This is a genomic window from Anaerotignum sp. (assembly GCF_040307045.1).
GTDB lineage: Bacteria > Bacillota > Clostridia > Lachnospirales > Anaerotignaceae > Chakrabartyella.
Genome location: NZ_JAWRKF010000008.1, coordinates 207,464 through 229,890 on the forward strand (window position 1 = coordinate 207,464; position 22,427 = coordinate 229,890).

22 protein-coding genes and 1 rRNA gene are annotated in these 22,427 nt (G+C 38.9%); 17 read left to right on the forward strand and 6 right to left on the reverse strand.

The genetic code is table 11. The features are described from left to right. Positions 1–639 (forward strand): thiamine diphosphokinase, encoded by a 639-nt coding sequence (locus ABVZ64_RS06715; protein ID WP_352400259.1) that lies wholly within the window; start codon positions 1–3, stop codon positions 637–639. 118 nt (positions 640–757) lie between these two features. Beyond that, positions 758–961: a large ribosomal subunit protein bL28 gene (locus ABVZ64_RS06720; RefSeq protein WP_352400260.1), complete on the forward strand. Its 204-nt coding sequence runs from the start codon at positions 758–760 to the stop codon at positions 959–961. Between the two features lie 70 nt (positions 962–1,031). Here the strand turns inward: ABVZ64_RS06720 and ABVZ64_RS06725 are convergent, their stop codons facing one another. Further along, positions 1,032–1,202, reverse strand: coding sequence for a hypothetical protein (locus tag ABVZ64_RS06725; protein WP_352400261.1), 171 nt, complete (start codon positions 1,200–1,202; stop codon positions 1,032–1,034). Positions 1,203–1,547: 345 nt separating this feature from the next. On the opposite strand from ABVZ64_RS06725, the gene ABVZ64_RS06730 reads away from it, so the two are divergent. From ABVZ64_RS06730 to ABVZ64_RS06740, 3 genes are read left to right on the forward strand one after another with little or no spacing between them, the layout of a single operon-like run. Then, positions 1,548–2,465 (forward strand): ribonuclease Z, encoded by a 918-nt coding sequence (locus tag ABVZ64_RS06730; protein ID WP_352400262.1) that lies wholly within the window; start codon positions 1,548–1,550, stop codon positions 2,463–2,465. A 16-nt stretch (positions 2,466–2,481) separates the two neighbouring features. Further along, complete coding sequence (gene tsaD / locus ABVZ64_RS06735) at positions 2,482–3,510, forward strand: tRNA (adenosine(37)-N6)-threonylcarbamoyltransferase complex transferase subunit TsaD (RefSeq protein WP_352400263.1); 1,029 nt, start codon at positions 2,482–2,484, stop codon at positions 3,508–3,510. Between the two features lie 16 nt (positions 3,511–3,526). Beyond that, a complete protein-coding gene (locus tag ABVZ64_RS06740; RefSeq protein WP_352400264.1) occupies positions 3,527–4,081 on the forward strand; it encodes a GNAT family N-acetyltransferase in 555 nt (184 codons plus the stop codon). Between the two features lie 158 nt (positions 4,082–4,239). Here ABVZ64_RS06740 and ABVZ64_RS06745 read toward each other — a convergent pair whose 3' ends face one another. Both ABVZ64_RS06745 and ymfI read right to left on the reverse strand, forming a co-directional pair. Then, the gene (locus ABVZ64_RS06745) at positions 4,240–4,932 is read right to left on the reverse strand and encodes a YjjG family noncanonical pyrimidine nucleotidase (protein ID WP_352400265.1); all 693 of its coding nucleotides are present in this window, start codon (positions 4,930–4,932) and stop codon (positions 4,240–4,242) included. Further along, entirely contained in the window at positions 4,932–5,672 is a 741-nt protein-coding gene (gene ymfI / locus ABVZ64_RS06750; protein ID WP_352400266.1) for an elongation factor P 5-aminopentanone reductase, read from the reverse strand. The genes ABVZ64_RS06745 and ymfI overlap by 1 nt, the downstream gene beginning before the upstream one ends. Positions 5,673–5,807: 135 nt before the next feature. On the opposite strand from ymfI, the gene ABVZ64_RS06755 reads away from it, so the two are divergent. The 4 genes from ABVZ64_RS06755 (at position 5,808) to ABVZ64_RS06770 (ending at position 12,657) form a co-directional block, all read left to right on the forward strand. After that, positions 5,808–6,638: a hypothetical protein gene (locus ABVZ64_RS06755; protein ID WP_352400267.1), complete on the forward strand. Its 831-nt coding sequence runs from the start codon at positions 5,808–5,810 to the stop codon at positions 6,636–6,638. A 511-nt stretch (positions 6,639–7,149) separates the two neighbouring features. Next, positions 7,150–9,123 (forward strand): fructose-1,6-bisphosphatase, encoded by a 1,974-nt coding sequence (locus tag ABVZ64_RS06760; protein WP_352400268.1) that lies wholly within the window; start codon positions 7,150–7,152, stop codon positions 9,121–9,123. Positions 9,124–9,574: 451 nt separating this feature from the next. Next, entirely contained in the window at positions 9,575–11,947 is a 2,373-nt protein-coding gene (locus ABVZ64_RS06765) for an endonuclease MutS2 (protein ID WP_352400269.1), read from the forward strand. 23 nt (positions 11,948–11,970) lie between these two features. Beyond that, positions 11,971–12,657: a response regulator gene (locus tag ABVZ64_RS06770; protein WP_352400270.1), complete on the forward strand. Its 687-nt coding sequence runs from the start codon at positions 11,971–11,973 to the stop codon at positions 12,655–12,657. A 112-nt stretch (positions 12,658–12,769) separates the two neighbouring features. Here the strand turns inward: ABVZ64_RS06770 and ABVZ64_RS06775 are convergent, their stop codons facing one another. Further along, positions 12,770–13,135 (reverse strand): hypothetical protein, encoded by a 366-nt coding sequence (locus ABVZ64_RS06775; RefSeq protein WP_352400271.1) that lies wholly within the window; start codon positions 13,133–13,135, stop codon positions 12,770–12,772. 112 nt (positions 13,136–13,247) lie between these two features. On the opposite strand from ABVZ64_RS06775, the gene ABVZ64_RS06780 reads away from it, so the two are divergent. Next, complete coding sequence (locus ABVZ64_RS06780) at positions 13,248–14,663, forward strand: sensor histidine kinase (protein ID WP_352400272.1); 1,416 nt, start codon at positions 13,248–13,250, stop codon at positions 14,661–14,663. A gap of 83 nt (positions 14,664–14,746) precedes the next feature. Here the strand turns inward: ABVZ64_RS06780 and ABVZ64_RS06785 are convergent, their stop codons facing one another. Both ABVZ64_RS06785 and lexA read right to left on the reverse strand, forming a co-directional pair. Next, positions 14,747–16,687, reverse strand: a complete 1,941-nt coding sequence (locus tag ABVZ64_RS06785) for an NAD(+) synthase (protein WP_352400273.1) — start codon at positions 16,685–16,687, stop codon at positions 14,747–14,749. 12 nt (positions 16,688–16,699) lie between these two features. Then, entirely contained in the window at positions 16,700–17,311 is a 612-nt protein-coding gene (gene lexA / locus ABVZ64_RS06790) for a transcriptional repressor LexA (protein ID WP_352400274.1), read from the reverse strand. A gap of 218 nt (positions 17,312–17,529) precedes the next feature. On the opposite strand from lexA, the gene ABVZ64_RS06795 reads away from it, so the two are divergent. The 7 genes from ABVZ64_RS06795 to ABVZ64_RS06825 form a co-directional block, all read left to right on the forward strand. Continuing rightward, on the forward strand, positions 17,530–17,850 hold the full coding sequence (locus ABVZ64_RS06795; protein ID WP_352400275.1) for a LysM peptidoglycan-binding domain-containing protein: 321 nt from the start codon (positions 17,530–17,532) through the stop codon (positions 17,848–17,850). Positions 17,851–18,285: 435 nt separating this feature from the next. Continuing rightward, on the forward strand, positions 18,286–18,753 hold the full coding sequence (locus ABVZ64_RS06800; RefSeq protein WP_352400276.1) for an NfeD family protein: 468 nt from the start codon (positions 18,286–18,288) through the stop codon (positions 18,751–18,753). Between the two features lie 26 nt (positions 18,754–18,779). After that, positions 18,780–19,787 carry a flotillin-like protein FloA gene (gene floA, locus ABVZ64_RS06805; protein ID WP_352400277.1) on the forward strand — a complete coding sequence of 336 codons (1,008 nt, stop codon included), beginning with the start codon at positions 18,780–18,782 and terminating at the stop codon, positions 19,785–19,787. Between the two features lie 343 nt (positions 19,788–20,130). Next, entirely contained in the window at positions 20,131–20,958 is an 828-nt protein-coding gene (locus tag ABVZ64_RS06810; protein ID WP_352400278.1) for an EcsC family protein, read from the forward strand. A 68-nt stretch (positions 20,959–21,026) separates the two neighbouring features. Further along, positions 21,027–21,188 (forward strand): hypothetical protein, encoded by a 162-nt coding sequence (locus ABVZ64_RS06815; RefSeq protein ID WP_352400279.1) that lies wholly within the window; start codon positions 21,027–21,029, stop codon positions 21,186–21,188. Between the two features lie 221 nt (positions 21,189–21,409). Next, on the forward strand, positions 21,410–21,700 hold the full coding sequence (locus ABVZ64_RS06820) for a hypothetical protein (RefSeq protein WP_352400280.1): 291 nt from the start codon (positions 21,410–21,412) through the stop codon (positions 21,698–21,700). 668 nt (positions 21,701–22,368) lie between these two features. Then, positions 22,369–22,427, forward strand: a 16S ribosomal RNA gene (locus tag ABVZ64_RS06825); the annotation flags it as partial.

Genomic DNA, 22,427 nt, shown 5'->3' on the forward strand with positions numbered 1-22,427 from the left:
ATGAAAGCAGTCATTTTTGCAGGTGCAAAAATTGAGGATTATGAATTTTGTAAAGAGTATTTAGACGATGTGGATATTTTGATTTGCTGTGATGCAGGCATGGAACATACAAAGGCTTTGGGCTTAACTCCAGATTATATCGTGGGGGATTTTGACTCCGTTGGCCAAGATGTTTTGGAATTTTATAAAGAAAAAAATATTCCCATTTATCAATTTCCTGCAAAAAAAGATCAAACGGATATGCAATTGGGCATTCATTTGGCCTTAGAGAAAGGGGCCACAGATTTGATTCTTTTTGGTGGAATTGGTAGCCGCTTTGACCATACCCTTGCAAATGCCCATTTGCTTTTGGGATTATTAAAAAAAGGCATACGGGCAAGGCTGGTTGATGAAAATAACTGTATTGAGTTGGTTGACAAACCAATTACCATACATGGTAAGGTTGGAGATTTGGTATCAACTATCCCTCTTTCAATGATGGTGAGAGGGATTACTTTGACAGGCTTTGCTTACCCATTAACAAACAGAGATTTGGCTTTGGATGATGAATTGGTTGCAGTAAGCAATGTGTTGGCTCAGGAAGATGGAAAAATTTATTTAACAGAAGGATATCTATTTGTGATTCATTCCAAAGATTAATAGTGGCAAGCAGAAAAAAATCTCAAATTATCCATTGATTTTCCTTGCAAAACTTTGACTTTTCTGCTAAAATATCTTTGTTGTGTCACATAAGGCATTAGTAGAGGAGGTGCAGACAATGGCTAAATGTGAAATTTGCGAAAAGGGCCAGATTAAAGGTCATAGAATCAGTATTAACCGTAGTCAGGTTAGTAGACGTGCGAATAGAAAGTGGAAACCCAACGTAAAGAAAGTTAAAATCGTTGAAAATAACGGCAATGTGAAATCTATTTACGTTTGCACAAGATGCATGCGTGCAAATAAAATTACACGTGCAATCTAATTGACCGAAAGTATAAAAGCCTTTTTCCATATCTGGGAGAAAGGCTTTTTTTCGTTTTGTAATGATTTGGCTAGCACCGCTTGAAATTGAAAATAAGCCAAGCACCAACGGCAATAAATAAGATGGCTAACAAAGGGATACAATAGGGAATAAGAACTGCCAGAAGCATACCTATGCCTAAACAAAGCGAAACAATTCCGCATAGCCATTTCATTGGTGAATACTGACATCTTCTGCGCATACAAACACCCCCTCTAGTATCTTTATTCCGAAGAAGCAATTTTTGTTCCTTGGGATGAAAAATTTGTGTATCATTTTGTAGAGACAATGGTTTAATTTCAAAGATATTTAGAAAGTCAAAGGGGTTATGTATAGTGGACAAAAGAGCAACTACTGTTAGATGGTTTTTATATACAAGCGCATAGTGGAAAAGGAAAAGGCATAAGACTAAGCCCAGGTAAGGCCGAATCAACAGAAAAAGAAACAACGAATATAATGTCTTTTCTATGGCAAAACTTGTATTTTAGTAGGGAATAGGATATGATAAAAAACGAAGGTATATTGTGTTGAATTGAAGGAGATTGTTATGCTTGATATTTGTTTGCTGGGAACTGGCGGTATGATGCCTATGCCTGGCCGATTTTTGACAGCAATGCTGGCAAGGATAAAAGGACGGTTATTGCTGATAGACTGCGGCGAAGGCACGCAGGTTACAATGAAGATGCAAGGTTGGGGATTTAAGGCCATTGATGTGATTTGCATTACCCACTTCCATGCAGACCATATTTCTGGTTTACCAGGGCTTTTGTTAACCATTGGGAACGCAGGCAGAGAGGAGCCCCTTACAATTGTAGGACCACAGGGTCTTGAATATATTGTGGAGGGTTTGCGTAGAATTTGTCCTGAATTACCGTTTCCGTTAGAATATATTGAAATAGGAAAAGAAACGCCAAATCCAATTAATATAGGTGATTTTTGTATCTCTTATTGTTTGGCGGATCATATGGTGAGATGCTATGCATATCGTATTGACTTGCACAGAAAAGGTAAGTTTGATACGAAGAAAGCTGAGGGCTTGGGGCTGCCCAAAACACTATGGGGTAAGGTGCAAAAGGAAGGCTCTGTAGAATTTGAAGGGAAAGTTTATACAGCGGACATGGTGCTGGGAGATGCACGAGCAGGGATTGGGGTGGCGTATTGTACGGACTCTAGGCCTGTGGACAGGTTGCGTAGCTTGATTCAAGGGGTCCAGCTCTTTATCTGCGAGGGAATGTATGGCGAGGATGAGAAAAGACAAAAGGCCAAGGAAAATAAACATATGTTATTTTCTGAGGCAGCACAACTTGCCAGAGATGGACAGGTTGAAGAATTATGGTTGACTCATTTTAGCCCTTCTTTAACCGAACCAGAGCTATTTTTGGAAGTAGCGCAAAATATTTTTCCTAACACCACACTGGGAGAAGAAAGAAAAAGTACTACCATCCTTTTTCCAAAACAAGGATAATTTGGAGGACAAAAATATGGAAGACAAAAAAGATATATATATACTGGCCATTGAAAGCTCTTGCGATGAGACGGCGGCAGCTGTGGTGAAAAACGGGCGTGATGTGCTTTCTAATATTATTTCATCTCAGATAGATTTACACACATTGTATGGGGGTGTTGTGCCTGAAATTGCATCCAGAAAGCACATAGAGGCAATTGACGGTGTTATTACCCAGGCGTTACAGGAAGCAAGTCTTACTCTGAATGATGTGGATGCCATTGGGGTGACCTATGGCCCAGGGTTGGTAGGAGCATTATTGGTGGGGTTGGCAGAGGCAAAGGCCCTTGCCTTTGCTGCAGATAAGCCCCTCATTGGCGTACACCATATTGAAGGGCACATTTGTGCCAATTATATTGAAAACAAAGAGTTCCAGCCCCCTTATATGGCTTTGGTTGTTTCAGGAGGGCATTCTCACTTAGTTTATGTATCCGACTATGGGAACTATGAGATTTTAGGAAGAACAAGAGATGACGCCGCAGGGGAGGCATATGACAAGGTGGCCAGAGCCATTGGCATGGGTTACCCTGGTGGACCAAAGATTGATGCGGCTGCAAAAAAAGGAAACCCTGATGCGGTAAAGTTTCCCCGTGTTTTTCTGGAGGAAGATAGCTATGACTTTAGTTTTAGTGGTTTAAAATCTGCAGTTTTAAATTATGTGAATAAGCAAAAAATGATGGGAGAGGAAATTGTTCCCGAAGATATTGCTGCAAGCTTTCAACAATCAGTGGTAGAAGTTTTAGTTGGTAAAACCATAAAAGCGGCAAAGGATAGAGGCGTTGATCAGATTGCATTAGCAGGTGGGGTTGCTTCCAATAGCACTTTGCGAGAAAAAATGAAGGATGCTTGTGAAAAAGAAGGCTTTTTTTTGAGTATACCTTCCCCCATTCTTTGCACTGACAATGCGGCTATGATTGGCTGTGCAGCATATTATGAATATTTGGCTGGGGTTCGGGACGGTTTGGACTTAAATGCAAACCCGAATTTGAGATTAGGAGACAGATAAGCTAGGGGTGAATGCTTTGATTCGAAAGGCGACGGAAAAGGATTTAAATGAAGTAGAAGCTATTTATAATGAAGTTTTGGATTTTGAGGCGGCCAATGGCAGCTACACCAACTGGAAAAAAGGGCTTTATCCCACTAGGGCAGATGGTGCCAAGGCTCTGGCGGATGGAACTCTTTATGTGGGGGAAGATGAAACAGGGTACCTTTATGGATGCGTAATATTAAACCATATTCAGCCCAAGGAATATGATGCTATTCCTTGGAAGGTGGAGGCCCAGGGGAGCGAAGTTTTGGTTATACATACCCTTTGCATTCGACCAGACTGCAATGGCAGGGGACATGGTAAGGAATTTGTTTTGTTTGTGGAGGCTTATGCCCGTGGGTTAAAATGCAAAACGGTAAGGCTTGATACATATGAAGGAAATAAACCGGCAATTCAGCTATACTCACGAATGGGTTATGAATTGCGGGGAACTAGCCTATTTCATTTTCAAAATGTGATTTGGGAAACCTTGGTTTGTATGGACAAGGAAATAACGGAATCGGGAAGCACTATGAGGAAAATCACATGAAATGATTTTTGCCTCTAGGTTTCAATGCTAAGGATTTTTATGGGTTTTTGAAAGGTTATTGTATCGAGGCGTTAAAACCACGGCATTGGCAAGAGTTTATATTTGAAAAGCGGTATTTGCCCTTAGGCAAATACCGCTTTTGTCGTATAGATATGTATTTATTCTTCTATTTCTAAAAGAGGTAGAAGTTCCAGTAAATTTTTAACTTCATAGTTGGGCTGGAATGGGGTGTCATTGATTTTTTCTAATGGGTTGAACCAGCAAGTATCAATGCCTGCTCGAATACCACCTTGTATGTCTGAGGAGAGGGAATCGCCAATTATGAGGGCCTCTTTTTTTTCAAAATCCGGAATATGTTCAAAGCAGTAATCAAAATACTCCACCATTGGTTTTTGAAATCCCAGTGTTTCGGAAACAAAAGTTTTATGAAAAAATGGGGCAAGGCCAGAATCTTTCAGACGTTTTTCTTGGGTTGAAGCCAGTCCGTTAGTCACGATGTAAAGTTGGTGGGTTTTAGAGAGTTTTTCGATTAAAATGAGGGCATTCTCCATTATGTCACAACCGTGGGACAAAGCTTTACGATATGCATTTTCCATTAAAGTGCCATCGGCATCCAAGGCAAACTGTGTAAAGGTATCGGCAAAGCGGGCCTGGAAGATGGCTTCTCTGGGGATAATGCCCCTTTCATAGTTTGACCAAAGTTTCTGATTATGGGCAAGATACCAAGTTAGGAGCTCATCGGTAAAAGGAAGCCCGAAGGCATGAAAACATTTTTCCAGGGCTTTTCTCTCCGATGCTGCAAAATCCAAAAGGGTATGGTCAACATCGAACAATAAAAATTTTTTTTTCATTAGTTCATACCTCCATCAAGGGTGATGACCTGCCCTGTAAGATAGGTGGCATTTTCATCAGCCAGGAATAGTGCTAAATTTGCTACTTCTTCAGTTGTGCCAAAACGCATCAAAGGGATTTCTGTGGTTAAGGCAAACCGTTCCTCATCATCAAGGCCAGCGTTCATTTGGGTTTCTATGACACCACAGGCGATGGCATTTACTCGAATGGAGGAAGGACCTAACTCCTTTGCCATTGCCTTTGTAAAGCTGTTGATGGCACCTTTTGAGGCGGAATAAACAGCCTCACAAGATGCGCCCACTTCCCCCCACATGGAGGAGATATTTATGATGGCTCCAGCCTTCTTTCGTACCATAGGGGGTACTGCCAGGTGGGTGCAGTTGAAAACGGAATTCAGGTTTACTGCCATAAGCCGTTGCCATTGCTTGGGAGACATATCCGTGAACAGGCCAATGTGGGATACGCCAGCGTTGTTGATTAAGATATCTACATTTCCGAAGGTTTCGTTTATTGTTTGAAACATTTTTTCACAGGTTTCATAATCTGACACATCTCCCAGAAGGGCTAGGACAGGAATGTTAGCCTGCTTTAGTTGTTCTTCTATGGCAGAAAGGTCTTCTTTGCTTTTTGAGGCATTTAGAACGATGTTGCAACCAGCCTTGCCAAAGGCAACAGCAATTGCCTGTCCAATGCCCCTTGAAGAACCTGTTATAAAAAGGGTTTTACCCTTGAGACTCATTTTATCACTGCTTTCTAATGTTTTGTTAATATAATAGTCTAAATTTTTAAGAATTACAAGGTTCAAAGCGGTTGGAATTTTTATGGGAATGCGGTATACTAGATCTATTGACTTCAAATGGGAAAGGGTGAAGATATGCTAGATGCAATAAATAACAAAGAGTTGGGTTTTATGGAGATTTTATCCATTGCCATGAATTTGTTTATGAAGAATTTTAAGTCAATTATGATTGTTGTTTCATTTCTTTTTTTACCCATTAGTATCTTAAACGTGCTGATTGTTGAAAAATTGAGCAATAGTGCTTTAATTTTGATGAGTATGACCGAGGCAGAAGGCCTTTTAGAGAATATGCCTGCATACACAGAGGCTTTATTAAGGTTTTTGGGTAACCATGCATTGCAAATGACAGTATTATTATTTTTGGAACCTGTTGGTGTAATTGCAATAGCAAAAATTACCAAGGGCTATTTGTGTAACGAAACCATTCAGGTGAAGGATGCAATTGGTGAGTCCATGAACTGCCTTTGGAGTGTAATCATCACTGGCATCCCTTATTGGATCTTGATTTTTATTGCCAGTTCCTTTTTTATTGTTCCAGGGCTATTCCTTGGGGTGATTTGGACATTTTATGTTTACGCCATTGGATTAAAGGGAGCAAAAGGATGGAAAGCTCTAACTTATAGCAAGAGACTAACCACGGGTAAATTTTGGAAAACAGCTGGATTTATTATTGTGACTTCATTCATTGTTTCGGGTTGGAACTGGTTATTTAATGGGTTGTTAGTGATTGCCCCAGAGCATGTTGCAACAGACATTTTATACAGCACGCTAACGTATATATCTGGTAGTTTTGCTTATATGGGCATGACCGTATTGTTTATGAACAGAGAATCAATTATGTTAGGTCAAAAGTATTACCCCCATGAAAACATTGTGGATAGTACAATGACAGAAGGCAAAGAATAAGTTTTAGAAAAAGGTTTCTTCCTATCTGAAAGATAGCAAGGGCCTTTTTTTAATGGGTGGGGGCGGCAAAAGGAAGGATTGAAATGATGAGAAGAGATGCAAGTATGAGCTGGGTTTTATAGAGAAATAGTATAAAAGAAGTGCTTAGTTATTAGCGAATCCAGTTTTTTTGGTAGTTACAATGAAAAAATCATATTCGTAAAGGGGAATTTCATGAAAATAGGTGAGTTGATTTATGGTGGGTTTTTGCATAAAATAAGAAAAGTATGGCTATTTTTTAAGACTAAGATTATTTTTCTTTGGGATGAGAGTTTTTAGTAGGGTAAACGACGAGTTTTTCATGAGGGAAGGAAGTATAATCTTGGGGCGGTTGTAAGCCTATGCAGAACAATGTGGGACGAAAAATGTCCCGTTTTTTATAAAAAATTTGAAAAAAGCCTAGGAAAAGAAAAAAGGCTCTGCTATAATGAACATGATAAATCTTTATATTTAAAAGAATGGTGGGCATAACATGTATTCGACAGATCGACCCTTTACAAAGGAAGAAATGAAATATTTAAAATTACTTTCAAATCAGTATAAAAATATCAACAGTGCAGCGACGGAAGTTATGAATCTAAAGGCGATTTTAAACTTACCAAAGGGAACGGAACATTTTGTTTCTGATATTCATGGGGAAGCTGAGTCCTTTAGTCATGTTTTGAGGAATGCTTCCGGCGTTATTAAAAACCACATTAGTGCCATTTTTGGTGCAAGTCTTCGGGAAAGTGAAAAAAAAGCTTTGGCCACATTGATTTACTATCCCGAAAAAAAGCTGGAGATGATGGCGGAACAGGAAGAGGATTTGAATGACTGGTATAAGATAACGTTACATAGACTAGTTCGAATTTGCAAGGTAATTTCTTCAAAATATACTCGCTCTAAAGTGAGAAAGGCTCTACCAAAGGAGTTTGCTTATATTATTGAAGAGTTGTTGCATGAAGACAGCGTAAGCCGTGACAAAGAAATGTACTATAACGAAATAATCCGTACCATCATTGATTTGGATCAAGCTGATCGTTTTATTATTGCCTTGGCAAATTTAATTCAGAGATTATCCATTGATCAACTTCATGTTATTGGAGATATTTACGACAGGGGACCCAATGCGGCGGCAATAATGGACATTTTAGGAAGATACCATTCTGTGGATATCCAGTGGGGCAACCATGATATTGCATGGATGGGGGCTGCAGCAGGTTGTCAGGCATTAATTTGTAACGTTTTACGCATTCAGACCAGATATGCCAACCTCGATACCATCGAAGAAGATTATGGTATCAACTTAATTCCATTGGCTACATTTGCCATGGAAAAATATGCTGATGACCCTTGTATTCAGTTTGCGCCCAAGGGGACAGAAGAAATGAGTGATAAGGATTTTGAGATGATTGCCAAAATGCATAAGGCCATTTCTGTTTTACAATGGAAAATGGAAGCACAAATCATCAAACGTCATCCTGAATTTAAAATGGATAACCGCTTATTGTTAGATAAGATTAACTTTGAGAAAGGAATCATTCGCATTGAGGGGAAGGAATATGAGATGAATGATATTCATTTCCCTACTGTTGATCCAAAAGATCCATACAGGTTGACGGATGAGGAGCAGCTTGTGATGGATAAAGTAAAATCCTCTTTTATCAACAGTGAAAAATTACAGGAACATATCCGTATTCTTTATAGCAAGGGCAGTATGTATACGATTTTTAACTCCAACCTTCTATTTCATGGTGGCATCCCAATGAATGAGGACGGCACGCTGAAGACGGTTTTGTTCCGTGGGAAGCAATATAGTGGCAAAGAATATTTGGATGAGGTGGAGAGAACCGTACGAGAAGGCTATTTTAGCAAGCCTCACAGCGAAAACAAGAGAGAATGTATGGATATTATATGGTATTTATGGTGTGGCGAAGACTCTCCTTTGTTTGGCAAGAAAAAGATGACAACCTTTGAGCGTTATTTTATTGATGATAAAACAACCCATAAAGAGGTGAGCAACCCTTATTATTCTTTGCGTAATGAGGAGAGTGTTTGCAAAACTGTTTTGTCCGCCTTTGGATTAGACCCTGATTCATCTCACATTGTGAATGGCCATGTTCCCGTTAAGGTTTCTAAGGGGGAAAGCCCTATCAAAGCCAAGGGCAGACTATTTGTAATTGATGGTGGATTTGCCAAGGCTTATCAAAAGGTGACGGGTATTGCTGGGTATACTTTGATTTACAATTCTCATGGTATGGTTTTGGTATCCCATGAGCCCTTTGTTTCCACAGAAGTGGCAATAGCAGAAGAAAAAGATATCCTTTCATCCACCGTTGCATTACAATACACCCAGGATCGTATCCGAGTGCGGGATACGGATATTGGGAAGAAGTTATTAGAAAGCATCTCAGAGTTGGAGAAGCTACTCTATGCATACAAGAATGGTTTGATTATTGAACAATAATAAAAAGGGCCGCCTATTCCGATTTTTTGGAGGGGTGGTCTTGTTGTTTTTCAAAGATTTTTTTGGTTAACTTGAAATTACGTAAAAAATTTGAGTTTGAAAAAATGAACCTCTCCTTTTCATTATGCTATAATGATTGTAATTTCTTACTTATAATGAGTTAAGCTTTTTTAGATATTTGGTGTCTTTATGATATCATTGATAGAGGAGGGATTGAAAAATATCTTTGTAAAAGTAAATGTGGCCTTCGTTGCCTCTTTTTGATTTGTACTCAGAAAAACTCAGGTAGAATCGAGGGGAGAAAAGGGAGGAGATTCAACATAAAGCAAGGGTAAATGCAGCAAGGAGTAAATTATTTTATGGGGTTCTATCAGGTTTGTACCTTTTATGGTATACTTAAGGATAAAGGATATAATATAGGTATTCTTTACTATGTGAATGAGGTATCAAGATGAACAAAAAAGTATTGCATACATTAGAGTTTAACAAAATAATCGATAAATTAGCAGGCATAGCTGTTTCACCTATGGCAAAAGAGCGTGCCAGGGATTTACATCCTTCTACGGTGATGAGCGATATTGCCCTTTGGCAGCAGGAAACAACAGAGGCGGCAAACATGATTTTGCGAAAAGGCACCCCTTCCTTTGGTGGGTTTCGTGAAATTAGGCCTCAATTAAAACGGGCAAGCATGGCCGGGGTGCTTTCCATTTCTGAACTGATGGGAATTGGAGAATTTTTGTATGTTTGCCGTAAAATAAAAAACTATGGAAAGCATGAAAATAAAGCAGAAGTCTATGAACGCATGGATGAATATTTTGAGTTGTTGGCACCATTGCCCTCCTTGGAAAATGAAATCAGCCGATGTATTCTTTCGGAGACTGAAATCTCTGACGATGCCAGCAACGATCTGCGTAATATTCGTAAAGAAATTAAGGTGTCTAATGAAAAAGTTAGAGATCATTTGAATGGAGTTATTTCATCTTCTGCTTATAGAAATATGTTGCAGGACTTCGTAATTACCATTAGAAATGATCGATATTGTGTTCCTGTTAAAAGTGAATACAGAAACAGCTTCCCTGGTATGATTCACGATCAATCTAACACGGGGTCTACCTTATTTATGGAACCTTTGAGTGTAATTCAGCTTAATAATAAAATCAAAGAATTGCAGGCAAAGGAAAAGGAAGAGATTCGCAAGGTTTTAGTAGAGTTATCTAGGATGGTTACGGAAAACACGCTGATTATTGAAGCGGACTTAGAGCTTTTAACTCAAATGGATTTTATTTTTGCAAAAGGGGCTTTGTCTATTTCTATGGGAGGGACCATGCCTTTATTTAACACAAAGGGTTACATTAATATACAAAAGGCTAGGCACCCATTGTTGGACGAAAAAGCAGTTGTACCCATAGATATTTATTTGGGAAGGGAATTTACCACTTTATTGATTACTGGCCCCAATACTGGTGGTAAGACGGTTGCGTTAAAAACCTTAGGTTTATTTACTTTGATGGGGCAGGCTGGGTTGCATATTCCTGCCTTTGACCATTCACAACTGGCTATTTTTGATAATGTTTTTGCTGATATTGGGGATGAGCAAAGTATTGAGCAAAGCTTAAGTACATTCTCTGCTCATATGACCAATATTGTTCGCATTATGGAGGAAGTTACAGATGATTCCTTGGTGCTTTTCGACGAGTTGGGGGCGGGTACGGACCCCACGGAAGGAGCAGCACTGGCAATTGCAATTATCCAGGCATTAAAGGACAGGAAAATCCGCACTGCCGTAACAACACACTACAGTGAGCTTAAGGTTTTTGCTCTTTCCACAGAAAGGGTAGAAAATGCTTGCTGTGAATTTGATGTGGAGACGTTAAGACCTACCTATCGACTACTCATTGGTATTCCTGGTAAAAGTAATGCTTTTGCCATATCCAAAAGATTGGGCCTACAGGAATATATTTTAGAGGGTGCCAGAGAGTTTATTAGTCAGGATGAAGCTAGGTTTGAGGATGTAATTACAGATTTGGTAATCAGCAAAAAATCTGTGGCTTTTGAACAGGAGCGGGCAGAGCAGTATCGCAAAGAAGCCGAAACACTGAAGCGTGAGGTAGAGCGACAAAAAGAGAAAACAAGAGAACAAAAAGAGAAGATTTTGCAGAAGGCAAGGGAGGAAGCAAAGCTTATTTATGCCCAGGCCAAAGAAGAAGCTGACAGTATTATCAAAGAAATGAATCGACAGGCAAAAGAAAAAGGAAATCAACAGAAGCTAATTGAAAACAGAACCAAGCTGAAAGAAAAGCTTTCTTCTGTGCAAGAAGACTTCTTAAAGTCTAAAAAGATGAAGCCAAACCATAAGGTGCCAGAAAATTTAAAAGCTGGTGACAGAGTCTATGTTATTTCATTTGATCAAAATGGAGAGGTTATCTCACCCCCAGATAAAAACAAGGAAGTTATGGTACAGATGGGGATTATGAAAGCAAAGATACCTTTGGCAGAATTAATGCTAGACGACACACCCCAGCCCAAGGAGAAAAAACAAAGACAGATAGCACCGAAAAGCAAGATGTCAAAGAGTCAATTTATTTCTGCTGAGATAGATTGCCGAGGACAATTGGTTGACGAGGCATTGGCAAATATTGATAAATATATTGATGATGCTTATTTATCTGGATTAAAACAGATTGTAATCATCCATGGGAAGGGAACGGGGGCATTGCGTTCGGCGGTGCAAAGCTATTTGAAAACCAATTCCCATGTGAAAACCCAAAGGCCAGGGGTATACGGCGAAGGAGAAGCAGGCGTTACCGTAGTGGAACTGAAGTAGACCAATGATGAGGGGTGATCTTCATGAACGGAAAACAAAAGATTTTAATTGTGGATGATGATAGACATATTGCTGAGCTGATTTCTCTTTATTTGGAAAAAGAGGGATATGATACAAAAGAGGCTTACGACGGTAGAGAAGCATTAAAAGAGGCATTGGCAATTAAGCCGGATTTGATTATTTTGGACTTGATGTTGCCTGGGTTGGACGGATACCAGGTTTGCACTGAAATTCGTAAATCAAGCAATGTCCCCATTATTATGCTGACAGCTAAAGGAGAAACTTTTGACAAGGTTCTTGGATTGGAGCTTGGCGCTGACGATTATATGGTTAAACCCTTTGATTCTAAGGAGTTAGTAGCCAGGGTTAAGGCAGTTTTGCGCCGATATGAGCCGAAGCAGGCTGGGGATTCAAATATTTTGAGGTACCCAGATTTGGAGATTAATATGTCTAACTATTCTGTGACCTATCACGGAAAAGGCTTAGAATTTCCGCCAAAAGAGTTTGAATTACTCTATTATTTGGCAGAGCATCCAAATCGTGTTTTTACCAGAGAGCAGCTTTTGGATCAGATATGGGGCTATGAATATGTTGGGGATACCAGAACGGTTGATGTGCATGTAAAACGAATTCGTGAGAAGCTTAACCAAGACGATGAATGGGGCATTTTAACTGTTTGGAGTGTTGGGTATAAATTTGGGCAAAAATAAAATAAGCTTCAAATGGTTTTATTGGATTGGTAGGTTAGATTAAGCAAAAGCAACATAAGACGGCTGTTGATCACAGCCGTCTTATGTGTAAAAATGAATGCAATAGGCAATATTAATTAGATTTAGGATTCTCCTGGGAAGGGGTTTCTTCTGTTGTGTGTGAAGGTTTTTCTTCGGTGGAGATAGTTTCACCGGGGGCTGTCATAATGGGTTCTGGTTTTTCAGCTCCTTGAATTTCTGCTTTTATTTCAGCTTCTTTACGTTGCTGTGATTCTTTTTTTGCATATTGTTTTCTTAGGTTCGTGATTCGCATCATGATGCAGAAGATATAGAGGAAAAAAAGAAGGTAATAAAAGCTACTCATATTCGACCATGGAGTTCGAATTAAAATAAAAAGGCCTAGCAACATTAATACGATATCAGTTGTTGATAATTTTCTTTTGTTTGAATTGGGTGTTTTATTAGGATTTTTTGTCATGGAATTGTGAAACGGTTATACCGTTATCTCCTTTCTTCATAGCTTATACATAGTTATTATAACATTATTCCGGAATTTTGGAAGTTTTTTTGTGTAATTTGGAGGTAAAATAATGCGGAAAGAGTCTATAGTGAAAAAACAGATGCTGCAGTATATTGGAACGATTGTTGTTTGCGTACTGGTATTAGGTGGTATTCTTTCTGTTGTTTATACTCAGCATTATATGAAAGAAAAAAGAGACGAGCTAATACAGCAGGGACGAAAGGTTTCTGTTGCCTTTGGTAATGCCTACAGAACAGGAAATTTAAACAACTTAAGCTACGAGTTACAGGTTTTGGAAGAGTATATGGGAGCGGGCATCTTAATGGTAAATGAAGATGGGATTGTTGTTTTGGCATCTCCTGGGCTTGATGAAATGATGATAGGGCGGACATTTGCCTATCAAGAGTTGGTTGAAGGTGTAAAGGACGGTAATATTGTTTCCATGGAAACCAAGGCAACGCCTTTGTTTGAAGTGCCCACATTGGTGGTGGGGTATCCTCTTGCTATAGGGCAGATGGTGGGGATTTTTATGTGTCGGTCTATGCCGGAAATGGAGCTATCTCTATACCAAATGTATCAAGCAGGCATTGCAAGTATATTTTTTGTTTTTCTTTTTGCCGTTGGCGTTAGCTATGTAACTTCCCAAAGGATGACTCGTCCTATTCAGGAGATGAATGAGGCTGCAAAAGTCATTGCAAGTGGAAATTTTGAACAGAGAGTTAAAATTACGAGTCATGATGAACTTGGTGAGTTAGGCAGAAGCTTTAACCATATGGCGGAAAGTTTACAAAATAACGACAAAACAAGGCGAGATTTCATTGCAAATGTATCCCACGATTTACGTTCACCCTTGACATCGATGCAAGGATTTTTGACGGCGATGATAGATGGAACGGTGCCGGTTGATAAGCAGGAAAGGTATTTACAGATTGTGCTGGAAGAAACAATACGCCTTTCCAGATTAACGGAGGGTATTGTGGACTTAAGTCGAGCGGAGAGCAGCAAAATTATATTGGATGAATCCGACTTTGATCTGAATGAACTAATTCGTGGTAATATAAACCTATTGGAACCACAGTTAAATGAGAAAAACGCAGTAATCAAGGCTATTTTTGCGGATCAAGTTACCATGGTTCATGGAGATATTGATAAAATTTCCCGTGTAATTCAAAATTTGTTAAGCAACGCGGTAAAGTTTTCACCAGTGGGTGGTTTGATTGAGGTGGAAACAACAAAGACGGAGCGGAGAAAAGTATTGGTTTCTATCAAAGATCATGGCATTGGCATTAGCCAAGAGGATCAGAAATATATTTTTGACCGCTTTTATAAAGCAGATAGAACCCGCAACCAAGATATGCATGGCAGCGGAATTGGCCTTGCAATTGTGAGAGAATTTTTGCAGGCGCACAATGAGGGGATAACAGTTAAAAGCATAGAGGGGGAAGGAAGTACCTTTGTATTCTCATTGAAATTAGCAGAGGAATAAAAAAACAGTGTCAATTGTAGTGATTACAATTGACACTGTTTTATTTTGGGCGTATTAGTGCAACTTACAATGGAAAGGTTGATTTATAAACGTTCAACTTCTTCCATCCAAATACGATTGGACGCATCTGTTGGCATACGCCAATCACTTCTTGGTGAGAGGCAAAGGGCACCAACCTTTGGACCATCAGGTAAGCAGGAGCGTTTGAATTGCTGGGTGAAGAAACGGCGGTAAAAGTTTTTTAACCATTTTAACAGTGTTTCTCTATCATAGTCTTTGCCGAAGGCTTGTTCAGCCAAGAATAAAACCTTTGCCGGAGAGAAGCCAAAACGAATGATTTGATATAAAAAGAAGTCATGGAGTTCATAGGGACCAACCAAGTCTTCTGTTTTTTGATTGATTTTTCCATTTTCATCAGGAGGAAGCAACTCGGGGCTTACAGGGGTATCCAAAACATCTAAGAGGATTTCGGAAGCCTGAGCATCCAGTTCGCCTGTGCTAGCAACCCAGTTGACCAAAACCCGAACCAAAGTTTTTGGAATGCCTGCATTTACACCATACATTGACATATGGTCGCCGTTATAGGTTGCCCAACCTAAAGCCAACTCGGATAAATCTCCGGTACCAACAACGATGCCTCCTGTTTGGTTTGATATATCCATGAGAATTTGGGTACGCTCACGGGCTTGCGTATTTTCGTACGTAATATCATGGATGGAAGGATCATGGCCAATATCTTTAAAGTGTTGCATAGCTGCATCCCGAATGGGTATTTCCCTAACGGTAATGCCAAGGGACTTCATTAGGTTTCGTGCATTCTGATAGGTGCGGTCGGTTGTACCAAAGCCTGGCATAGTAATACCTAAAACATGATCTCTGGAAATACCTAAGAAGTCACAGGCTTTTACGCATACCAAAAGTGCAAGGGTAGAATCTAAACCACCGGAAATGCCAATTACCAGGGTTTTTGCATGAACATGTTCCATTCGCCGAGCAAGGCCCGCTGTCTGAATCATAAAGATATCATGGCAACGCTTGCTTAGTGAGGCATCATCCTTGGGGATAAAAGGTTTTGCAGTAAGGGGGCGAGTGAATTTACCCAACTCTCCCTCAGACATGGTGAATTTTATTTCTCGATAGAACCTTTGCGCATCTGCCTTTGCTAACTGGGACATATAGGTGGTATGTTTTCTGCGTTCGCTAACCAATAATTCTAGATCTACATCGGCAAAGACAAGCTGGTTTTCACGTGAAAATGATTCAGTTTCACCAAGAAGCAACCCATTTTCATAAATCATACTATGACCACTAAATACCGCATCCTGAGTGGACTCACCTATGCCAGCGGAAGCATATGCATAGGCAGCGAGACATCGGGAGGACTGTTGGGCAATGAGTTGATGGCGATAGCCGGGCTTTGCTGCTAACTCGTTGCTTGCAGATGGATTGAGCAAAACCGTCGCCCCATAGAGGCTTAGGTAGGAGCTTGGGGGAATTGGTCCCCAAAGATCTTCGCAAACTTCAACGCCAACTTTAAGGTATGGTATGTTTTCAGCTACAAAGATAAGGTCTGATCCTATTGGCACAACTTGTCCCGCATAGGTGATTTCTTCCTTAATTAAATCGTTGGCAGATGCAAACCATCTTTCTTCATAGAATTCACTATAATTAGGAAGCAATGTTTTTGGAACCAAACCTAAAATTTTGCCTTTATGAAGAAGGACTGCACAATTAAAGGTTTGATTGTCCGTTAGAACTGGGACACCGATTAAAATCAGCATATCTAGGTCTTTGGTTTCATGGGCAATTTCTGCCACTGCTTTTTCAGCCGCAATAAGCAGTGGGTTTTGGAAGAATAAATCTGCACAGGTATAAGCTGTGATAGAAAGCTCGGGGAATGTAAGAATTTTTACATTTTCTTTTGCTGCCTCCGAGATGATTGAAAGGATTTCCTGTTTATTAAAAACGCAATCTGCAACTTTGAGCTTTGGAACGGCAACTGCAACTTTTACATAGTTAAACATGATATACACTCCTTAGAATTTTCTAAACAAACCAATTACTTTTCCCAAAATGGTCACATCACGGACAATAATGGGTGACATTGCTGCGTTTTCCGGCTGAAGACGAATGAAGTCTTTTTCACGGTAGAATGTTTTTACGGTTGCAAAATCCTCGATGAGGGCAACGACGATATCTCCGTTGTTTGCTGTGTTTTGCTGGCGAACCAGGATTAGATCTTTGTCGAAGATACCAGCTTCGATCATACTTTCCCCTTTTACCCGAAGCATGAATACGGTATCGTTATGAATGTATTCAACGGGAATGGGAAAAGTATCTTCGATATTTTCCACGGCAAGGATTGGAGTTCCTGCTGTTATGCTGCCAACGATAGGCACATGAATGAGCTCTCTTTGGGGAGATTCATAAAAATCGGGAGCCAGAATTTCAATGGCACGTGGCTTTGTAGGATCTCGGCGGATAAGGCCTTTTTTTTCCAATCGGGATAGATGACCATGAACAGTAGAGGTTGACTTTAGACCTACAGCTTCACAAATTTCCCTTACCGAGGGAGGGTAGCCTTTTTCTCGCACTTCGGACTTCATATATTCTAAAATTTGTCTTTGCTTTGGTGACAAATCACTCATTCATAACACTCCTTAAATATAGATTTTGTAAACTATGAGAAATTATTCAAAACAATGTATCAAAAGATAATTTTTTCCTTTTATGTAGTATAGCACAGCATAAAAATAAAATCAAACCTACGTTCGGAAAAATTTTAAAAAAATATTGACAAGGAATATTTGTTCGGGTATTATTGAAGCATAAAAAAGAATATTTGTTCGTTCAGGGGGCGTTTGTAATGAATCAATCTATGCAGAAAAAAATGGTTAGAAACTCGAAAATGATTCGTGAAAAAGTATTTTTATTATTGACATTAACAATGATTATAAGCCTTGGAACCTTTGCGATGGCGGCACAAAAAGATAAAAAGAGAGAAATTTACTTTGAAAGCGTAGCAATCCATTACGGAGACACACTTTGGAAGATCGCAGGAATCTATAAGGCTGAGGATCAAAAAATAGAACATATGATTTCTGAAATCATGGAGTTAAACGGTATGTGTTCTGAGAACATAAGGTCGGGAGAAAGCATTATTGTTCCTATGGTCAAAAAAGGTTAAATGCAGAAGAGGTGCCTATGCTTGCGGGTGCCTTTTTTTATAGAAAATGATATGAAATTTTATGGCGAGTAATAGATACAAGTAGTTTCAGAGAATTCTGGCTAATTCACCAATTTCGCGAAGTCTATGTAAAAGAAAAGATAAAAAGCTTTTAAAGATTGTAAATAATACAGAATCTGAAAGGGTATCTTAAAAGATGGAAAGGAAAGAAAAAAGTTGTAAGAAGATGCATAAACCAAAAGTGGATAGGTATTTAGGCTAGTTTCAGTCCTAAAATTTCTTAAGCGTTTTTTACGTTTGTAGAATTTCGTTGTTATCCTTTCACTCATATGGTAAGATGTTATAAAATATATAAATTCTGTAAATTGTTTCGCACTTATTTGGTATTGCTTTTAATTGACAAGAGGAAACTTTTTCTGAGAAGGGAGGATTAATATGTTACCTTGGATCAGCGTGTTGGCGATATTAGGGCTAGTATTGGTTTTTGCGGAGATGCTAATACCCGGTTTCGGCGTGTTTGGTATTTTAGGCATAATTTCTCTACTATGCTCCACGGTACTAGCCGCGAAAATGTACGGCACAATTGTATTTCTTTTCATGCTGCTATCACTAATTGTACTTTTTTTTGCCATGCTATTGATTGCAAAAAAAAGTGGACTATATAATAAAGTGATATTACATGATCGTCAGGAGGCTCAAGACTTTGATGAGTCACAACTTGCAGGGTTAATTGGTAAAATTGGTATTACACAAAGCACTTTAAGGCCTTTTGGTATCGCGGAGATTGACGACAAAAGTATTGATGTTTGTTCTCTGGGGGATTTCATTGATAGGGGAAAAAAGGTCAAAGTGGTTCAAATTTCCGGTAAGACTGTTACTGTAAAGGAATGGGATGAAGAGTAATCGTATTATAAAAGGAGGCATCTATTATGTTTGATTTGATTCCGGTGGCAATACCTATTATTGTTGTCATCGTTGTAGTGGTGATTTTTTTAAGTTTTGTACCTTTGGGATTATGGATTTCCGCAGTTTCCGCTGGTGTTCGAGTTAGTATCTTTTCATTAATCGGTATGCGCTTACGCCGTGTAAGAGCAGACAAGATTATTCGTCCCCTTATTAAGGCTCAAAAAGCCGGGATGAATGTAAATGCAAACCAGCTGGAGTCTCATTTATTATCAGGTGGTAGAGTGGATAATGTGGTGGATGCATTAATTGCTGCGCACAGAGCAAATTTAGATCTTTCTTTTGAAAGAGCAGCAGCGATTGATCTGGCGGGGCGTAATGTATTTGAGGCAGTACGTATGAGCGTAACACCTAAAATTATCGAAACTCCTTGGATCTCTGCCGTGGCTATCAATGGTATTGAAGTGAAGGTAATCGCAAAGGTAACCGTTCGTGCAAACCTTGCAAGATTAGTTGGTGGCGCTGGTGAAGAAACAATTATCGCCAGAGTTGGAGAGGGTATTGTAACGACAGTGGGTTCTTCTCAGAGTCACAAGAGCGTTTTAGAAAATCCGGATTTGATATCCAGGACTGTTCTTTCCAAGGGATTGGATAATGGAACGGCATTTGAAATTTTATCGATTGATATTGCTGATGTGGATATTGGCAGAAACATTGGTGCACATCTTCAAATCCAACAGGCCGAGGCAGATAAACAGATTGCTCAGGCAAAGGCTGAAGAACGCCGTGCCACAGCCATCGCAAAAGAGCAAGAAATGCGTGCCGAGGTAGAGCATATGAAGGCAAAAGTTGTGGAGGCTGAAGCAGAAGTACCTATGGCTTTGGCAGAAGCATTACGTAGTGGCAACTTAGGAGTGATGGATTACTATCATATGCAAAATGTTCAGGCAGACACGAGTATGAAAAACAACTTAGGGGCAACAGATTTATCCAAGATGTTTCAACCAAAGAAAGACCCCGATGGAAAAGTATAATAAATAAATCAATAACGCTTTGATTCAAAAAAAGAGACCGTCCTTTGGGCGGTCTTTATTTGACCAGGAAAGTGTTATTGGCTAGAAGGATGTTTCGCAAAACAAAACAATAGGAAACATATAATAGGTAGAAATGGCCAATAATGAAGGATATTAGTATTTAGAAAGGTGAAATGATAGGAAAGACATCCTTATTTCTAAGGGGTTTCTAGCTGATTTATGGTTAGAGGCTGAATAAAGCAATACATTTTTATAAGCACTTTATCATTGAAAAATAGGTGACAGAAAATTACATAAAGCAATAGAAATGTTAGGACATTCAACATATAAAGGGGGGATTTTAATGACAAAAAGCCTTGAGAAGGAGTTTAAAAGAATTACTGCAAAGGAAGAAAAACAAATGAAAAAAATAGAAAAAAAAGTTGCCAATAAAGGAGCTTCAAAATGGAATGGAATGAAAAAAAGTGTAGAGGAGAAAATACCAGAGAAACTGGTTGATACCATAGAAGAAGGATTTAATAAAGGGTTTCATTTTATTTTTTCAAAAGGAATTGGTGTGATTGAAAAAACATTTAAAGAGGATGAACTTGCCCTTGAATTTGCAGTCAATGATTATCGAGTAGAACAAAGGCCAAACAGCAAGTCTTTAAGTCATATGGATAAAGGAATCAAAAGGGGACATCGAATGAATGCCTGCACAACTATGGTTGAAGGTGTTGGTTTGGGTGCCATTGGTGTGGGCATACCAGATATTCCGCTGTTTTTGGGAATGATTCTAAAGGGAATTTATGAAACAGCCATAGGTTATGGTTACGATTATAAAGAAGAAAAGGAACAGATTTTAATACTCAGGATGATTACGGCTGCTTTAAGTCAGGGTGAAAGTAAGCGGAAAGCGGATGAAAATGTGGAAAAGTGGATGGAGTCAATGAGTCAGAAAGATGAGTTAGTCAGCATTACCACAAGTATAGAGACTGAAATCCATATAGCTTCAAAGGCTTTGTCAGATGCTATGCTAATATATAAATTTTTGCAGGGATTTATTGTTATAGGTATGGTAGGTGGCATTTCCAATCCTTTGATATATCAAAAAGTAATGAAGTACGTTACAGGGAAATATAAAAAAAGATATATAAAAGAAAAAAGAACAAGTATAAAAAGCGGAAGATAATCCATACTATAAGTGCGAGGGAAACCTCGAACAATTTAGGCTTAAATGAATCTAGGAGGTCATGGATTATGGACAAGAAAACAAACAAAAGTACAGAAAAAACACAAAAAGGCATGAACAGAACTGAATTTGCTCAGGAATACAGCATTGAAACAGGTTCTCAGTCCAACAGCAAATGTGACAAGACTAATAAAACAAACAAGACCAACAAAACAAATCAAACAAAGTAAGAACATTTAAGCACTAAATGAAAAAATCCCTTCATATATGAAGGGATTTTTTTGACGTAAGAACGAGGAAAGTGGGATTGAGGGTTTAAATTACTATGGCAATTATCCTTGTTATCAAAATTAAACAAAATGTAAGTTTTTTTTAAGTATTATGATATAGTTCTTTTAATGAAGTTGTGGTAAGATGTGCAATGTAATCAGAAAAGGAGATGTTAAAGGTTATGAAAAAGAATTTAAAAAGAGGATGGGTAGCAGCTTGTTGTTTAGGTCTCGCATTAGCGTTTAGTGGTTGTGGAAGCTCAGGAGATGCTCCAGCAGAACAGCCAGTTCAGGAACAACCAGCTGAAGAGCCAGCAGAAGAACCAGCACAGGAAGATGCAGATGATCAGGCAGCAGAAGAACCTGTACAGGAAGACGCAGCTGGACAGGCTGACCAAAATGGCGCAGCAACAGATGCACCTACAGGCGCTGATGCAGCAACTGAAGGTAGCGAAGCTGCACCTGCTCAATAATTATTCCATAAGCAAAAAGATAAGGACATCCAAATGAAAGGGTGTCCTTATTTTTTTTGCTTTACTTATTAAAGAAGAAGTGTATTAGAATAAAAAATAGTAGAAATTAAACCAATGGTTATAATAGATTATGGTAAGTATAAAAGAGATAAGAGAATTGTTGATAGAGCATTTTTAAATGTAAAAAACAATTCAAAAAAAGTGTTGACAAAAACAAAAAACAGTGTATAATAATTAATTGTCACTGCCAAAATGGCAAGTGGAAAAAAGCATATGGCAGCAAAAGTTAAGAACAAACAAATGAAAAAAATAATAAAAAGTTCTTGACAAAGAAAGTTAAAGCTGTTAAGATAGATTTCGCTGACATCGAAAAAGGTGTCAAAAAGCGACAAAATAAGATTGGTTTTTATGAACTTGAAAGTAAAAATTGATAAAACTTTCATAAAAAGTTCTTGACAAACGAAACCAAATCTGTTAAACTAATCTTCGCTGACAGCTAAAAAATGACAGCGAACCAGTAAAATTGATCCTTGAAAACTAAACAGTAGAATACAAACACACAACCCATAGTCAATTCAAAAGCATAATGCTTTTAAAAGAGACAAAAGAGTTTGCTGGTTTCGAAAAAACCAGAGAAGGCCAGATTTAAGACTGGCAGGACAAAACTTTAATTTAAGAGTTTGATCCTGGCTCAGGATGAACGCTGGCGGCGTGCTTAACACATGCA

Coding starts and splice junctions, on each gene's coding strand:
- ABVZ64_RS06775 (WP_352400271.1), bottom strand. CDS start 13,135: ATGACAAAAAATCCTAATAAAACACCCAATTCAAACAAAAGAAAATTA.
- ABVZ64_RS06760 (WP_352400268.1), top strand. CDS start 7,150: ATGTATTCGACAGATCGACCCTTTACAAAGGAAGAAATGAAATATTTA.
- ABVZ64_RS06720 (WP_352400260.1), top strand. CDS start 758: ATGGCTAAATGTGAAATTTGCGAAAAGGGCCAGATTAAAGGTCATAGA.
- ABVZ64_RS06815 (WP_352400279.1), top strand. CDS start 21,027: ATGGACAAGAAAACAAACAAAAGTACAGAAAAAACACAAAAAGGCATG.
- ABVZ64_RS06770 (WP_352400270.1), top strand. CDS start 11,971: ATGAACGGAAAACAAAAGATTTTAATTGTGGATGATGATAGACATATT.
- ABVZ64_RS06795 (WP_352400275.1), top strand. CDS start 17,530: ATGAATCAATCTATGCAGAAAAAAATGGTTAGAAACTCGAAAATGATT.
- ABVZ64_RS06745 (WP_352400265.1), bottom strand. CDS start 4,932: ATGAAAAAAAAATTTTTATTGTTCGATGTTGACCATACCCTTTTGGAT.
- ABVZ64_RS06800 (WP_352400276.1), top strand. CDS start 18,286: ATGTTACCTTGGATCAGCGTGTTGGCGATATTAGGGCTAGTATTGGTT.
- ABVZ64_RS06725 (WP_352400261.1), bottom strand. CDS start 1,202: ATGCGCAGAAGATGTCAGTATTCACCAATGAAATGGCTATGCGGAATT.
- ABVZ64_RS06765 (WP_352400269.1), top strand. CDS start 9,575: ATGAACAAAAAAGTATTGCATACATTAGAGTTTAACAAAATAATCGAT.
- lexA (WP_352400274.1), bottom strand. CDS start 17,311: ATGAGTGATTTGTCACCAAAGCAAAGACAAATTTTAGAATATATGAAG.
- ABVZ64_RS06755 (WP_352400267.1), top strand. CDS start 5,808: ATGCTAGATGCAATAAATAACAAAGAGTTGGGTTTTATGGAGATTTTA.
- tsaD (WP_352400263.1), top strand. CDS start 2,482: ATGGAAGACAAAAAAGATATATATATACTGGCCATTGAAAGCTCTTGC.
- floA (WP_352400277.1), top strand. CDS start 18,780: ATGTTTGATTTGATTCCGGTGGCAATACCTATTATTGTTGTCATCGTT.
- ymfI (WP_352400266.1), bottom strand. CDS start 5,672: ATGAGTCTCAAGGGTAAAACCCTTTTTATAACAGGTTCTTCAAGGGGC.
- ABVZ64_RS06810 (WP_352400278.1), top strand. CDS start 20,131: ATGACAAAAAGCCTTGAGAAGGAGTTTAAAAGAATTACTGCAAAGGAA.
- ABVZ64_RS06820 (WP_352400280.1), top strand. CDS start 21,410: ATGAAAAAGAATTTAAAAAGAGGATGGGTAGCAGCTTGTTGTTTAGGT.
- ABVZ64_RS06730 (WP_352400262.1), top strand. CDS start 1,548: ATGCTTGATATTTGTTTGCTGGGAACTGGCGGTATGATGCCTATGCCT.
- ABVZ64_RS06785 (WP_352400273.1), bottom strand. CDS start 16,687: ATGTTTAACTATGTAAAAGTTGCAGTTGCCGTTCCAAAGCTCAAAGTT.
- ABVZ64_RS06715 (WP_352400259.1), top strand. CDS start 1: ATGAAAGCAGTCATTTTTGCAGGTGCAAAAATTGAGGATTATGAATTT.
- ABVZ64_RS06780 (WP_352400272.1), top strand. CDS start 13,248: ATGCGGAAAGAGTCTATAGTGAAAAAACAGATGCTGCAGTATATTGGA.